The following is a 14,762-nucleotide window of genomic DNA, read 5'->3' as shown; positions in this document are numbered from 1 at the left end:
CTTACAATCGCGTAAAGATTACCGATGGATTACGCCATTTCGGTGTGCAGATTGTGGGATATTTCGGAACCCAAAATAACATCGCCACAAAGAAAGGGCGCATCAAGCGCCCTTTCGTTATGTTTCTCGCGATACGTCGATCGCGCTGTGCAATCCTCTGCGCAGCCGTTAGCGGCGGCCCCGCCACGTTTTGAGCAAGAGCGCGTTGGTCACGACGCTCACGCTGGAAAACGCCATGGCCGCGCCCGCGAGCATGGGGTTGAGCAGGCCGAAGGCGGCGAGCGGAATCCCGATCAGGTTGTAGAAGAACGCCCAGAACAGGTTCTGCTGGATCTTGCGCCACGTGCGCCGCGAAATATCGATTGCGGCGGCAACGAGCGCGGGGTCGCCGCGCATGAGCGTGATGCCTGCCGCGTGCATGGCGACGTCGGTGCCCGTGGCCATGGCGATGCCGATGTCGGCGGCGGCGAGCGCCGGCGCGTCGTTGATGCCGTCGCCGGCCATCGCGACGATGCCGCCGCTCGTGATCTTGAGGTCGCGGATCGTGCGCGCCTTGTCGTCGGGCAGCACCTGCGCGTGGACTTCGCCGATGCCGAGCTGCGCAGCCACGGCCGCCGCGCTGCCCGCGTTGTCGCCGGTCACGAGCACGCTGCGGATGCCCATCGCCTCGAGGCTCGCAATGGCTTCGCGCGCCGTGGGCTTCACGGTGTCGCCGAAAGCGAGCAGGGCGAGCACGCCGCCGTGCGGTTCGAAGAGCCACGACACCGTATTGCCCGCCTCTTCGAGCGGACGCGCGCGGGCCGCGAGCGCGGGCGGCACGGCGAGCGCCAGTTCGTCGAGCCAGCGGCCGCTGCCGATGGCGAGGCGCCGGCCGTCCACTTCGGCCTCCACGCCGCGCCCGGGCACCGCACGCGCATGAACGGCGACGGCCAGGGCGCCCGGCGCCTGGGCTTTGGTCTGGGCTTCATACGCTTGCACCACGGCCTTCGCGAGCGGATGATCGCTGTGCCGCTGCACGGCGGCGGCGAGCGCGAGCGCCTCGCCGCGCTCGAGTCCTTCGGCCGCTTCGAACGCGGTGAGCGAGGGCTGGCCGAGCGTGAGCGTGCCGGTCTTGTCGAAGGCGACCACGCTCACGTTGTGGGCAGTCTCCAATGCTTCGGCGTCCTTGATGAGTACGCCGTGGCGCGCGGCCACGCCGGTCCCGGCCATGATCGCGGCAGGCGTGGCGAGGCCGAGCGCGCACGGGCAGGCGATCACGAGCACGGCCACGGCGTTGAGGATCGCCGTTTCGGCGCTCGCGCCCGCGAACAGCCAGCCGCCCAGCGTGATGGCGGCGATCACGAGAATCGCGGGGACGAACACGGCGCTCACGCGGTCGACGAGACGCTGGATCGGCGCTTTTTCGGCCTGCGCGCTTTCGACGAGACGAATGATGCGCGCGAGCGTGGTTTCCGCGCCGATAGCCGTGGTGCGCACGGCGATCGCGCCTTCGCCGTTGATCGAGCCGGCCGTGACGGGATCGTCGGGCGCTTTCGGCACCGGCAGGCTTTCGCCCGTGATGAGCGATTCGTCGATGTGGCTGCGCCCTTCGAGCACGACGCCGTCCACGGGCAGGCGCTCGCCGGGGCGCACGACCACCACGGTGCCGACGCGAACCTGGGCCAGCGGGACTTCACGCTCCTCTGCGTCGGCGCCATTTGCGCCATCGATGCGGATGCGCGCGCGATCGGGCCGCAGCGCGTTGAGGGCGCGGATCGCGTCGGTGGTCTGGCGCTTCGCGCGCGCTTCGAGCCACTTGCCGAAGCGCACCAGCGTGATGACCACGGCCGAAGCCTCGAAATACAGGTGCGCCATGTCGCCGGGGTGCGCGAGCATCGCATAGACGCTCACGCCGTACGCGGCCGAAGTGCCGAGCGCGACCAGCAGATCCATGTTGCCGGCGCCGGCGCGCACGGCCTTCCACGCGGCGCGGTAGAAGCGCGCGCCGAACACGAACTGCACGACGCTCGCGAGCGCCAGCTGTGCCGCGGCGGGCAGCATCCAGTCGAGGCCGAGCCAGTGGCCGAACATCGGCAGCATGAGCGGGGCCGTGAGCACGGCCGAAATCAACACGGCGCGCCATTCGCGGCGCGCCTCGTCGCCGGCGGCAGCGCTTTTCGCCGGGGTGGCGGCGTCTTCGTCGGCGGCGAGCGGCGTGGCTTCGTAGCCGGCTTTCTTGACGGCGGCGACGAGCAGGTCCTGCAATTCGCCCGTGAGCGGCGAGCGCGTGTTCACGGTGGCCTGCTCGGTGGCGAGGTTCACGCTGACGCCGGCCACGCCGGGCACGCGCGCGAGCGCCTTCTCGACGCGGTTCGCGCACGACGCGCAAGTCATCCCGCCGATGGCGAGCGTGATGGCTTCCGTGGCGACAGGCACGGCTTCATAGCCGGCCTTTTCGACCGCGGCGACGAGCGCGGCGGGCGCGACGCCGCCGCTGGCCTCGACGGTGGCCTTTTCCGTGGCGAGGTTGACCGAGGCGCGCGTGACACCCGGCACCTTTGCAAGCGCTTTCTCGACGCGCATGGCGCACGAGGCGCACGTCATGCCGTGGACTTCGAGTTCGGCCACGGCGGTATCGGTGCGTTCTGCAACGAGGGGTTCATTCATGATGGGGTGCGAGCACTGGCTGTCATCGATGTTACGCAGTATCTACGTTCCCATCATGGGAAGGTCAAGGGGCGCGACACTACGCCTCTTTCGTTTCAGAGGGAAGTCCTGAGCGCAAGCTCTCCGCCTGTAAGGCAATATTCCACGCCACAGTCTTTTCAGGCCCATGCGCGAGCGATACGATACCAACCGGCGGCATTGGCGCCTTGCCGCGCGCAGACTACGGCCCTGGGGGGGCCCGCGCGCGGAGTGGCCAGCCGGTCGACGTCACTTCATGGACCGCCCGCACCGAATACAACCAACAAATGACAACAATACATCGAGCATTCTCTACGTACCGTAGCTGCTCTGCGCTTGCCTGCCTTGCCCTGATTGCCGGATGCGCCTCGGCGCCGGGCGACGTTGCGCCGAAGAGCAACGGCTGGATGAAGGACGAAGTCTCCGACTCCTATGTGTTCGGCTATCCGCTCGTGCTGATGGACGTGGCGCGCGAAGCCGCCACCGGCAGCGGACCCGGCCAGGCCGCGCCGAACACGCTGCGCCACGCGCAGTCGTTGCCGCCAGTCGGGGCTTCGAGCCCGCCCGAACCCAATCTCGACACGCTGACTTCCAGCGGCTGGCTCGACGTTTCGAGCGAGCCGGTGCTCGTCACGCTGCCCGACACGCATGGCCGCTACATGGACGCACGCGCGCTCGACATGTGGACGAACGTCGTCTGGTCGACGGCCGCGGCGCAGACCGGCGAACGTGTCAGCGGTCTGAAAGCGCAAACGATTGCATTTGTTCCGGCCGGCTGGAAGGGCACGCTGCCCGCGCGCGTGAAGCGCGTCGACGTGTCGACGCGCTACGTGTGGTTCCTCGCGCGCATCCAGACGCGCGGCGGCGCCGACCTCGCGGCCGTACGGCGGCTGCAGCACGGCCTGCAGGTCACGGCGCTGTCCGGCTGGGACGAGCGTAGCGCGCGCGGCAAGGCCGGCGCACGCGGCGGCCGCGGCAACGAGCCGAGCGGCGCCACGCAGAGCGGCGATCCGGCGGCGCCGGGCACGCCGTCCGCCCAGGTCGCGGCGCTCGACGCGCACGGTTTCTTCGACCGGCTCGCCCTGGCGCTGGAAGACAACCCGCCCACGGCGGACGACGCGCACGCGCTCAAGATTCTCGGCGACATCGGCGTACACCCGGGCGACCCGGCGCAGCTGCCCGCGGGCGCGAAGGACGCCGCGGTCGTCAAGGCCGGTCTCGCCGATGGCCGCACGCGCGCCGCGACGCCGCCGCCCAACCTGCTGGCGGGCAACGGCTGGCTCTGGGTGGGCGACGACGCGGGCAACTACGGCCCCGACTACTCGCTGCGCGCCTACGCGGCGTACACGTCGCCGGGTCTGCCGACGACCCGCGACGAAGTGCGCGCCCGCGTGAGCCAGGACAGCGACGGTCATGCGCTCAACGGCGCGAACCGCTACACGATCCACTTCACGGCGAAGCAGTTGCCGCCGGTGCGCGGCTTCTGGTCGATCACGGCCTATACGACCGACGGCGCGCTCGATGCCGACGCGCCCGTGCGCGTCGCGTTCGGCGACCGCAGCGGCGCACGGCGCAATCGCGACGGCTCGCTCGACGTGCAGGTGGGCGCCGAGCGGCCGCGCGGCGGCGCGAACTGGGTGCCGGCGCCGCATGGCGACTTCCGCCTCGTGATGCGTCTCTACGCCGCCAAGCCGCAGGCGACCGATGGCAGCTGGCAGCCGCCCGCCGTCGAGCGGCAGTAATGGCTGAACCGGGCTGAACGAAGCGTTGGCGGGGCGCTGTCCCGTCAACGCTTTTTTTGCGCCGCATAAGCCCGCTCGAGCGCGCCACGCCCGGCTTCTCCACCCGCGTTTTCATGCATCGCGCAACACGCGCGACGGACTCCACGCATTCGCCGGGCCATCGTCTTTGCGCTGTTACTTCTTGTTGCGCAATACCTGCGCCGCGGGCGGCGTTTTCCCGCCGTCCGATCTTCTATCGGACCTATACTTCCGGCTGTCGGCATCCCCGGATTTCCGACATCAGACCCACATCCCGCGGCGGGCCTGTTGCCGCCTCATCCGCAAGCAAGCATGGCAAGCCTGAACAAAGCGTCGCTCAACTCTTCCTTGCAATCGGTGCGCGCGGTCGCGCGTGCGCCCCGCACCCGGCACATCCTCACGGGCGTCCTCATCTTTCTGATTGTGTTCGGTCTGGTCGGCTTCTTTGCCGCGCCGCCGATCATTCGCCACATTGCCGAGCAGCAGTTGAGCAAGCAGCTCGACCGGCCCGTCACGATCGGCCGCATCGCGCTCAATCCGTACACGCTGCGTCTCGAAGCGGACCGCGTGCATATCGGCGAGCGCGGCGGCAATGGCGACTTCTTCGATGTCTCGCGCGCCGTCGTGCAGGCGTCGTGGTCGTCGATCTTTCGCGCGGCGCCCATCGTCGACGAACTGCGGCTCGACTCGCCGCGCGCCACGATCGTGCGGCTCGACGCGCAGCATTTCAACTTCTCGGACCTCATCGAGAAGTTCTCGACGCCCTCGAAACCCAGCAGCAAGCCCACGCCATTTTCGGTTTCAAACATCCGCATCGAGAACGGCCAGATCACCTTCGACGATCGCCTGCTCAACGAAAAGCACGTGATCGACCGCTGGTCGCTCGGCATTCCGTTCATCGCCACGCTGCCTTCCAAGACCGATATCTTCGTTCAGCCGATGCTGCGTGCGCGCATCGACGGGGCGAGCACGCTCGCCATCGACGGCAGGACCAAGCCCTTTTCCGCGACGCGCGAGTCGGAGGTGGAGCTGCGCCTGACCGACCTCGACCTGCCGAAGCTGCTCACCTACGCGCCCACCAAGCTGCCCGTCACGGTGAAGAGCGGCAAGCTCTCGACCAACCTCAAGCTCGATTTCGTGATGTCGGGCGAGAAGCCCACGCTGCGCGTGACGGGCACGACCGACCTGAACGACTTCGACTCGACCGACAACGCCAACGCGCCGTTCTTCGGCGCGCGCAGCCTGCACGTGGCGGCGGCCTCGCTCGAACCGTTCAGCAACGTCTATCGTTTCGACGACATTCATCTCGACGCGCCCACCGCGTGGGTCGCGCGCGACAAGCAAGGCGTGCTGAGCGTCGAGAAGCTGATGGGCGCGCCGGCCGCACACAACGCGCCGGCCGCAAACGAGGCCGCGGGCAAGGCGGCGAGCGCCGCGCCGGCCTCGGGCGCCTCGGCTGCCCAGAGCGCGCAGGCGGCGCCCGAGCAAGCGAAGCCCGCGCCGCTCGATGTCTCGATCCGCCAGCTCGCGCTCACGAACGGCACCGTGCACATTGCTGACGATCTGCCCGCGCGGCCGGTGAACGTCGAACTCACGCAGCTTTCCACCACGCTGACCAACTTCTCGACGACCGCCAAGGCGGGCGCGCCGTTCACGTTTGCGACCAACGCGAACGACGGCGGCACGATCAAGGCGTCGGGCACGGTGAGCCTGGCGGGCAAGAACGCCGAAGCCAACATCGCGCTCGAGCGCTTGAGTTTGCCGCGGGCGCAGCCGTATATCGACAACCTGAGCAGCGCGCAGATTCTGGACGGCAGGCTCAGTCTCACGTCCACGCTCAAGGCTGACTGGGCGCAGCAGCCTGCCGTCATGCAGGTCGGCCAGAGCACGCTGGGCCTCGAATCGCTGAAGCTCGCGGCGCGCGGCGCGAAGGCGCCTGCCATCGCGGTCGACCGGGGCACCGTGCAGGTGACCGGCATCGACCTCAACGCGCGCAAGGCGCAGATCGCTTCGGTGGACGTGACCGGCCTCGTCGTGAACGCCGAGCGCCAGAAGGACGGCAAGATCGACCTGGCGCAACTCGCCTCCACGCAACAGGCGGTGCCCGAGCGCACGGCGATTCGCGCGGCGCAGAAGTCGGTGCAGGAGGGGCCGGCCTGGCGCTACACGATCGACACTTTCACGCTGAACAACGGCACGATCAACGTCACGGACAGCTCGACGCCGCGCCCGGTGAAGCTCGCCATCACGCCGCTCGACCTGAAGATCCAGCAGATCAGCGACGACCTGCGGCACCCGCTGCCGATCGACCTGAAGGCGACCGTCAACCGCAAGGGCACACTCGCGCTGAGTGGCAAGATCAACCCGACGCCGCTCACGGCGCAGCTGAAGATCGACGCGAACCGGCTCGACGCCGCCGCCTTCGAACCTTACTTTGGCAATCAGCTCAACGCGGTGGTCGCGAGCGCGCTGCTCAACATGAACGGGCAGCTTTCGGTGGAGCAGGGCAAGGCGCTCAAGGCGAACTATCGCGGCGACGCGGCGCTCGTGGACGTGCGCATGCTCGACAAGGCCACGTCGGGCCCGTTCGCGGGCTGGCGCTCGCTCGCGCTCACGAACCTGAAGGCGAACTACGACGACGCGCGCGGCACCGACGTGGACGCGAGCCGCGTGACCTTCGCCGGCTTCTATGGCCGCGTGCTGCTCGACGCGCAAGGCAAGCTCAATCTCAAGGACGTGGTTGCGCATCAAACCGGCGCGGCGCAGTCGCTCACGCAGGACGCGAGCGGCAAGCCAGGCGCGCGCGAACCGGTGCCGCTCACGCCGCAGGCGGCGAGCGCGCCGGTGCAGACAGCTTCCGCACCGGCGCCGGCTTCCGCGCCGGCAACCGTCGTGGCCGCGCAGCCGCCGAAGAACCCGGTGCGCCTGCACTTCGGCGAGCTCGTGCTGCAGGACGGCCGCGTGAACTACACCGACAACTTCATCAAGCCGAACTACAGCGCCGATCTCGTGCAGATCCACGGCACGGTGGGCGCGTTCGGCACGCAGTCGACCACGCCCGCGCCCGTGGATGTCTCCGCGAAGCTCGCGGCGAACGGTCCACTCTCGATCAAGGGCACGGTGAACCCGCTCATCGAGAAGCCGTCGCTCGACCTCACAGCGAGCGCGCACGATATCGAGCTCACGAACCTCACGCCGTATTCGGCGAAGTACGCGGGCTATCCGATCACGAAGGGCAAGCTCAACGTCGATCTGCATTACCAGCTCGCGAACGACGAACTCACGGCGAACAACCATATCTTCATCGACCAGCTCACGTTCGGCGATCACATCGACAACGATACGGCCACCAGGCTGCCGGTGCGGCTCGCGATCTCGCTGCTCAAGAACCGCAAGGGCGAGATCGACGTGAACATTCCGGTGTCGGGCTCGCTCTCGAACCCCGAGTTCAGTCTGGGCGGCCTGATCTGGAAGGCGGTGCTCAACCTCATCGCGAAGGCGGTGACCGCGCCGTTCACGCTGCTCGCCAACGCATTCGGGGGCGGCGGCGAAGACCTCGGCTATGTCGAATTCGCGGCCGGCACGGCAACGCTGACCGAGGCCGACCAGAAGAAGCTCGACACGATCGTGAAGGCGCTCGACGACAAGCCTTCGATCAAGATCGATCTGATCGGCCGGGTCGATCCGGCCGTGGACACGCCTGCGCTGCGCGAGCAGTACGTGGATCGCCTCGTGCGGCTTCAGAAGGTGAAGGACACGGTGGGCAACGGCGTGAGCGTCGATACCTCGCAGGTCAAGGTGGACGACAAGGAGTACGAGAAGTACCTCACCAAGGTCTACAAGGATGCGGACTTCAAGAAGCCGCACAACATGATCGGCTTCACGAAGACGCTGCCCGTGGACGACATGAAGCAGGCGCTGGCCGACCACGCACCCGTTGACGACGCCACCTTGCGCAACCTCGCTCAGGACCGCGCGCAGGCGGTGCAGCAGTACTTCGAAGGCAAGGTCGATCCGAGCCGCGTGTTCATCGTGGCGCCGAAGCTCGACGCCAAGGGCATCGACGACAAGGGCGCGACGACGCGGGTGGATTTCGGGCTGAAATAAGCGGCGCGCTTCTATGCAAAGGCGTGACTCGATGCAGCGGCGCGTTTCGGTCTAACCGGCGCGCCGCAGCTTTTTCGGGCTCGCAAATGCGTGTTCCTCGATGACCTGCGCGAGCGTCGCAAAGGCCGGCGCGATTTCCTCATGCGGTACGCACGCGTAACCCGTTAGCAATCCTTTGCGGTCCTGGCGTACGCTGTAGTAGGCCGCAAGCGGGCGCACGATCACGCCCGCGTCGTAGGCGGCCGTAGCGACGGCGCGATCGTCGGCATGGTCGGGCAGACCGAGCACGAAGTGCAGGCCCGCTTCGTCGCCCATGACCGGCAGCGCATCGCCGAAGTGGCGCGTCACTGCGTCGATCAGCAGCTGGCGCCGCTCGCCGTAGAGCGTGCGCATGCGGCGCACGTGCGAAGTGAGATAGCCATCCATGATGAATTCGGCGAGCACGGCCTGCTGCATGAGCTGGCCTTCGCGATACAGCTCCGCCACGCCCGTGCGGAACGTGGCGGCGAGCCGCTCGGGCACGACCATGTAGCCGATGCGCAGGCCCGGAAACAGCAGCTTGCCGAGGCTGCCCACGTAGATTACGCGGTCCGATTCGTCGAGACCCTGGAGCGAGGCGAGCGGCCGGCTGCCGTAGCGGAACTCGCTGTCGTAGTCGTCCTCGATGATCCACACCTTGTGCTGGCGCGCGTATTCGAGCAGCGTGCGGCGGCGCGCGAGGCTCATCACCATGCCGAGCGGGTATTGATGCGACGGCGTGACGAGCGCGATGCGCGGCGGGTCGCGCAGGTCCTGCTCGCGCGGATTGAGTCCTTCGTCGTCGACAGGAATGGGTGCGAGCTTCAATCCCGAGGACTGCAACACACTGCGCGCGCCCCAGTAGCAGGGTTCTTCGACCCACGCCGTGTCGCCGTGATCGGCGAGCAGCCTCACGGCGAGATCGATGGATTGGTGAATACCCGTAGTGATGATGATCTGGTCCGGCGTGCAGCGCACCGAGCGCGCCACGCGCAGGTAGTCTGAAAGCGCGCGCCGCAGCGGACGGTAGCCGCCGCCGGGCGCGTAGGTAAGCAAACCATGATTCGCCGACTTCCACAGCCGGGCCTGCAGGCGGCTCCACGTGCGCGCCGGAAACTCGGCCACGTCGGGCACGCCCGGCATGAAGGCGCCCCACTGCCTGGCGGAGACGCCCGCCTCGTCGATGAGCCGTTGGCCGCGCATCGACATGTCGCCGCGCGGGGAGGCGCCGCTCGCATCGTCCTCGTCCTCGTCTGCGGAGTCGCCCGCCGGCGAGGGATTGCTCGTGGGCGTACTGACGGCGGCCGAGTCGGGGCGTGTGTCGGCGACATACGTGCCGCTGCCCGTGGTCGAAATCACGTAGCCTTCCGCGCTCAACTGGTCGTAGACGTGCAGCACGGTGTTGCGGGCCACGCCGAGGTCGACCGCGAGGATGCGCGAACTGGGCAGCTTGGTGCCGGGCGCGAGCCGCCCCGTCAGGATGGCCTGCTGCATGAGCTGTAATAGCTGACGATAGGCGGGTTCGGCGCTCTCCTTGTCGAGTTGCGCCGCGAGCCATTCGGACAGGATGACCATGGCCAAGTGGTTCCATCAGGAATAATGAAATGGCTCCATTGAATAGAGCCGGGACCATCTATAGTAATTCGCACGTCAGTTCCGGTTAATGCCCACGACAGGATTTATTTAATCGCGTCAGATGGGGCGGGCGGACCGGGAAAAGAGCACGCAAAGGAGACAGGGCGAATGAAGACCTCGGATGTGATCGTCAGCTTTCGCGGCGTACGCAAGACCTACGACGGCGAAACGCTGGTCGTCAAACAACTTGACCTTGACATCTATCAAGGTGAGTTTCTGACGCTGCTCGGGCCGTCCGGCTCGGGCAAGACCACCTGCCTGATGATGCTCGCCGGCTTCGAGTTTCCCACCGGCGGCGAAATCCGCCTCGAAGGCAAGCTGCTCAACAACGTGCCGCCGCACAAACGCGACATCGGCATGGTGTTCCAGAACTACGCGCTGTTTCCGCATCTCACGGTCGAGCAGAATGTCGCTTACCCGCTGGGCGTGCGCAAGGTGCCCATTGCCGAGCGCGCCCAGCGCGTGAACGACGCGCTCAAGATGGTGCGCATGGAAGGCTTCGCGAAGCGCTATCCCGCGCAGCTCTCGGGCGGCCAGCAGCAGCGCATCGCGCTCGCCCGCGCGCTCGTGTTCCAGCCCAAGCTCGTGCTCATGGACGAGCCGCTCGGCGCGCTCGACAAGCAGTTGCGCGAACATATGCAGTACGAACTGAAGTCGCTGCACGAAAAGCTCGGCGTCACGTTCGTCTATGTCACGCACGATCAGGGCGAGGCGCTCACGATGTCGGACCGCGTCGCCGTGTTCGACAAGGGCATCGTGCAGCAGCTCGACAGCGTGGACCGGCTCTACGAGTCGCCGTGCAACGAGTTCGTCGCGAACTTCATCGGCGACAGCAACCGGCTGCGCGGCACCATTGCCGCCGTGGATGGCGAGTACTGCGAAATGCATCTCGCCGACGGCACGCGCCTCAAGGGCCGCAATGTGGCGGGTGCGCAGGCGGGCGCCTCAGCCATCGCCTGCATTCGCCCCGAGCGCATGAAGCTCGCGAACGGTTCGAAGGGCAACGGTGCGAACGCGCTGGCGGGCGAAGCGCGCGGCCTGATCTATTTCGGCGACCACGTGCGCATGCGCTGTGGCCTGCCTCAGCAGGACGAGTGCTTCGTGAAGGTGCCGCTCGGCACCGAGGCGCTCGACGGCTTCGCGCCCGGCCAGCCGGTCGCACTCGAATTCGCGCCTGAGCATTTGCGCGTGTTCGCTTGAGGCGTGCGGGCGCGGCGCGCAATCTCGCGCGCCGTTGCCTCGCGAAGCAGGCGTCTCGACGATCGGGCCACGTTTCTCGCATCGAAGGGCCCGGCAAGACAAACCACCAAGGAGAAGGGACTCAACCATGAAGCAGATCGGCAACATGCGCGTTGCAGCGGTCGCGGCCGCGCTCGCACTCTCGTTCGGCGTGGCGAATGCCGCGGAGCTGACCGTCGTGAACTTTGGCGGCGCCAATGGCAATGCGCAGAAGGCGGCGTTCAACGAGCCGTTCCAGTCGCAGACGGGCAACAAGATCACCGCTGTCGAGTACAACGGCGAGCAGGCCAAGGTGAAGGCCATGGTCGATGCGAAGCACGTGGACTGGGACGTGGTGGAAGTCGAGACCGGCGACATCGCGCGGGGCTGCGATGAAGGCCTCTACGAAAAGCTCGACTGGGCCAAGCTCGGCAACAAGGGCGACTTCATGAAGGCGGCGCAGCAGCCCTGCGGCGCCGGCTTCTTCGTGTGGTCCACGGCGCTCGCCTATAACGCCGACAAGCTCAAGACCGCGCCCACGAACTGGGCCGACTTCTGGGACGTGAAGAAATTCCCGGGCAAGCGCGGTATGCGCAAGGGCGCACGGTACAACATGGAATTCGCCCTGATGGCCGACGGCGTGGCGCCGCAGGACGTCTACAAGGTGCTCTCGACGAAGGCCGGTCAGGACCGCGCTTTCAAGAAGCTCGATGAACTGAAGCCGAACATCCAGTGGTGGGAAGCCGGCGCGCAGCCGCCGCAGTTCCTGGTCGCGGGCGACGTGGTGATGTCCACGGCGTACAACGGCCGTATCGACGCCGCGCAGCGCGAAGGCAAGAACCTCAAGGTGGTGTGGACCGGCAGCATCTACGACCTCGACTACTGGGCGATCCCGAAGGGCGCGCCGAACAAGGCGCTGGCCGAGCAGTACATCGCCTACACGCTTTCGCCGAAACCGCAGCAGGAGTATGCGCAGCACATCGCGTATGGCCCGGTGAACGCGAACGCGATCAAGGCGCTCGATGCGAAGACGCTCGCCAACCTGCCGAATTCGCCGGCCAACGGCAAGGACGCCATCCAGGAGAACCTCACGTTCTGGACCGACCACGGCGACGAGCTGGAGCAGCGTTTCTCCTCGTGGGCCGCGAAGTAAGGGTGGGTTAGACGCTCCGGCGTGCGAGCGCCGGAGCGTTTTGTAGCATGGCAGGGGGAGACCAGGTGTGACTACGATGACGACCGTGACCAACGTTGCCGGAGCGGCACGCGAGGAGACCGCGCGGCTGAAGCGCGAGCTGCGCGTGGCGCAAGCGAAGAAGCGCACGATGGCGCTCATGCTGATCGCGCCGCTGGCGATCTTTCTGCTGCTGATTTTCGTGGTGCCGATCGCGGCGCTGCTCACGCGCGCGGTGCAGAACCCCGAAGTGGCGACAGCGCTGCCGCATACCATCACGGCGCTGCGCGGTTGGGACCGCAAGAGCGCGCCGCCCGACGCGGCTTACGCTGCGCTTGCGCAGGACCTCACCGTCGTAAAGGAAGGTGATGCGATGGGCGCGCTGGCGCGCCGCCTGAACGTGGAAATCGCGGGCTTCCGCTCGCTGGTCGCGAAGACGGCGCGCGCCATGCCGCTCGCCGACGACGACGGCAAACCGCTTACGCTGACGCCCGCGCAAACGCGCGCCAGGATCGTCGAGCTCGACGACCGCTGGGGCGACGTGACCTACTGGCAAGCCATTGCGAAGAACAGCTCGCGCATCTCGCCGTTCTATCTGCTCGCCTCGCTCGATCATCGTCAGGATGCGTTCGGCCGCATCGTGGCCGCCGATCCCGAGCAGCAGATCTATCTCGACGTGTTCGCGCGCACCTTCGTCATCAGCGTGTTCGTGACGGTGTTCGCGCTGCTGCTCGGCTACCCGCTCGCTTACTGGATCTCGACGCTCTCCGAGCGCCGCGCGAATCTCGTGATGATCCTCGTGCTGATTCCGTTCTGGACGTCGATTCTCGTGCGCGTGGCGGCGTGGATCGTGATCTTGCAGGGCGAGGGCCTCGTCAACAAGGCGCTGATGGGCTCGGGCCTCATCTCGCATCCGCTCGCGCTGCTGTTCAACCGCGTGGGTGTCTATATCTCGATGACGCATATCCTGCTGCCGTTCATGGTGCTGCCGCTGTACAGCGTGATGAAGTCGATTCCGCCCACTTACCAGCGCGCGGCCGTGTCGCTCGGCAGCCATCCGTTCGCGGCCTTCTGGCGCGTGTATGTACCGCAGACGTACCCCGGCGTGGGCGCGGGCGTGCTGCTCGTGTTCATCCTCTCGATCGGCTACTACATCACGCCGGCGCTGCTCGGCGGCCCGGGCGACCAGATGGTCAGCTACTACGTGGCGTACTTCACCAACGTGTCGATCAACTGGGGCATGGCCTGTGCGCTCGGCGCGCTGCTGCTGGTGGCGACCACGTTGCTCTATTTCGTCTACGGGCGCTTCACGCGCACGCAACTGAGCCTTGGCTGAGGGAGGCGCGATCATGAAATTTGCCAAGCCGCTGTTTGCGCCGCATACGTCGGCCGTCGAACGCGTGTGGTACTTCGCGCTGCGCGCGCTCGTCGTGCTCACGCTGCTGTATCTGATCCTGCCCGTGCTCGCGATCGTGCCGCTGTCGTTTTCGTCGAGCACGTTCCTTGTGTATCCGATTCCGGGCTGGTCGCTGCGCTGGTACGAGAACCTCGTGATGTCCGACGAATGGCGCATGGCCGCGAAAAACAGCTTCATCGTTGGCCCCGCCGCCACGGTCGTGGCGACCGTACTCGGCACGCTCGCGGCCATTGGCATCACCAAGGCCGATTTTCGCGGCAAGGCGGTGCTCATGGCGGTCCTCATTTCGCCGATGATCGTGCCCGTGGTGGTGGTGGGCGTGGGCATGTATCTGTTCTTCGCGCCGCTCGGCCTCGCCAATACGTATCTCGGCCTGATTCTCGCGCACGCGTCGCTGGGCGTGCCGTTCGTCGTGACCACGGTGGCGGCCACGCTGCAGGGCTTCAACCATAATCTCGTGCGTGCGAGTCTTTCGCTCGGGGCGAATCCGGTCACGACGTTCTTCCGCATCACGCTGCCCGTGATCGCGCCGGGCGTGATCTCGGGGGCGCTGTTCGCGTTCGCCACGTCGTTCGACGAAGTCGTCGTGACGCTGTTCCTCGCGGGCGCCGACCAGACCACCTTGCCGCGCCAGATGTTCACGGGCATCCGCGAGAACATCAGCCCGACGATCGCCGCGCTCGCCACGATCCTGATCGTGTTCTCCACGTGTCTGCTGCTCGCGCTCGAATGGCTGCGCGGCAGGAATGCGGCGCGTGCGGTGAAGGCGTGA

The 14,762-nt window shown here is 66.9% G+C and carries 8 protein-coding genes; 6 read left to right on the top strand and 2 right to left on the bottom strand.

The annotated features are described in order from the left end of the window. Window positions 1-168: 168 nt before the first annotated feature. Window positions 169-2,646: a heavy metal translocating P-type ATPase gene (locus AB4Y42_RS03000; protein ID WP_368693341.1), complete on the bottom strand. Its 2,478-nt coding sequence runs from the start codon at window positions 2,644-2,646 to the stop codon at window positions 169-171. A 305-nt stretch (window positions 2,647-2,951) separates the two neighbouring features. Here AB4Y42_RS03000 and AB4Y42_RS02995 point away from each other — a divergent pair, with 305 nt between their 5' ends. Together AB4Y42_RS02995 and AB4Y42_RS02990 are read left to right on the top strand one after the other, a co-directional pair. Next, entirely contained in the window at window positions 2,952-4,406 is a 1,455-nt protein-coding gene (locus AB4Y42_RS02995) for a DUF1254 domain-containing protein (RefSeq protein ID WP_368693340.1), read from the top strand. A gap of 330 nt (window positions 4,407-4,736) precedes the next feature. Beyond that, complete coding sequence (locus AB4Y42_RS02990; protein ID WP_368693339.1) at window positions 4,737-8,531, top strand: DUF748 domain-containing protein; 3,795 nt, start codon at window positions 4,737-4,739, stop codon at window positions 8,529-8,531. 51 nt (window positions 8,532-8,582) lie between these two features. Here AB4Y42_RS02990 and AB4Y42_RS02985 read toward each other — a convergent pair whose 3' ends face one another. Then, window positions 8,583-10,130, bottom strand: coding sequence for a PLP-dependent aminotransferase family protein (locus AB4Y42_RS02985; protein ID WP_368689257.1), 1,548 nt, complete (start codon window positions 10,128-10,130; stop codon window positions 8,583-8,585). 162 nt (window positions 10,131-10,292) lie between these two features. Between AB4Y42_RS02985 and AB4Y42_RS02980 the strand changes: the two genes are divergently transcribed. From AB4Y42_RS02980 to AB4Y42_RS02965, 4 genes are all read left to right on the top strand, one after another. Next, complete coding sequence (locus tag AB4Y42_RS02980) at window positions 10,293-11,384, top strand: ABC transporter ATP-binding protein (RefSeq protein ID WP_368693338.1); 1,092 nt, start codon at window positions 10,293-10,295, stop codon at window positions 11,382-11,384. Between the two features lie 145 nt (window positions 11,385-11,529). Beyond that, complete coding sequence (locus AB4Y42_RS02975) at window positions 11,530-12,555, top strand: ABC transporter substrate-binding protein (RefSeq protein ID WP_368689343.1); 1,026 nt, start codon at window positions 11,530-11,532, stop codon at window positions 12,553-12,555. A gap of 76 nt (window positions 12,556-12,631) precedes the next feature. After that, entirely contained in the window at window positions 12,632-13,909 is a 1,278-nt protein-coding gene (locus tag AB4Y42_RS02970) for an ABC transporter permease (RefSeq protein WP_368689344.1), read from the top strand. Window positions 13,910-13,922: 13 nt separating this feature from the next. Next, window positions 13,923-14,762, top strand: coding sequence for an ABC transporter permease (locus AB4Y42_RS02965; protein ID WP_368689259.1), 840 nt, complete (start codon window positions 13,923-13,925; stop codon window positions 14,760-14,762).

Source organism: Paraburkholderia sp. EG286B, from assembly GCF_040965655.1.
Lineage (GTDB): Bacteria > Pseudomonadota > Gammaproteobacteria > Burkholderiales > Burkholderiaceae > Paraburkholderia.
This window is presented reverse-complemented; position numbering and strand designations above follow the sequence as displayed.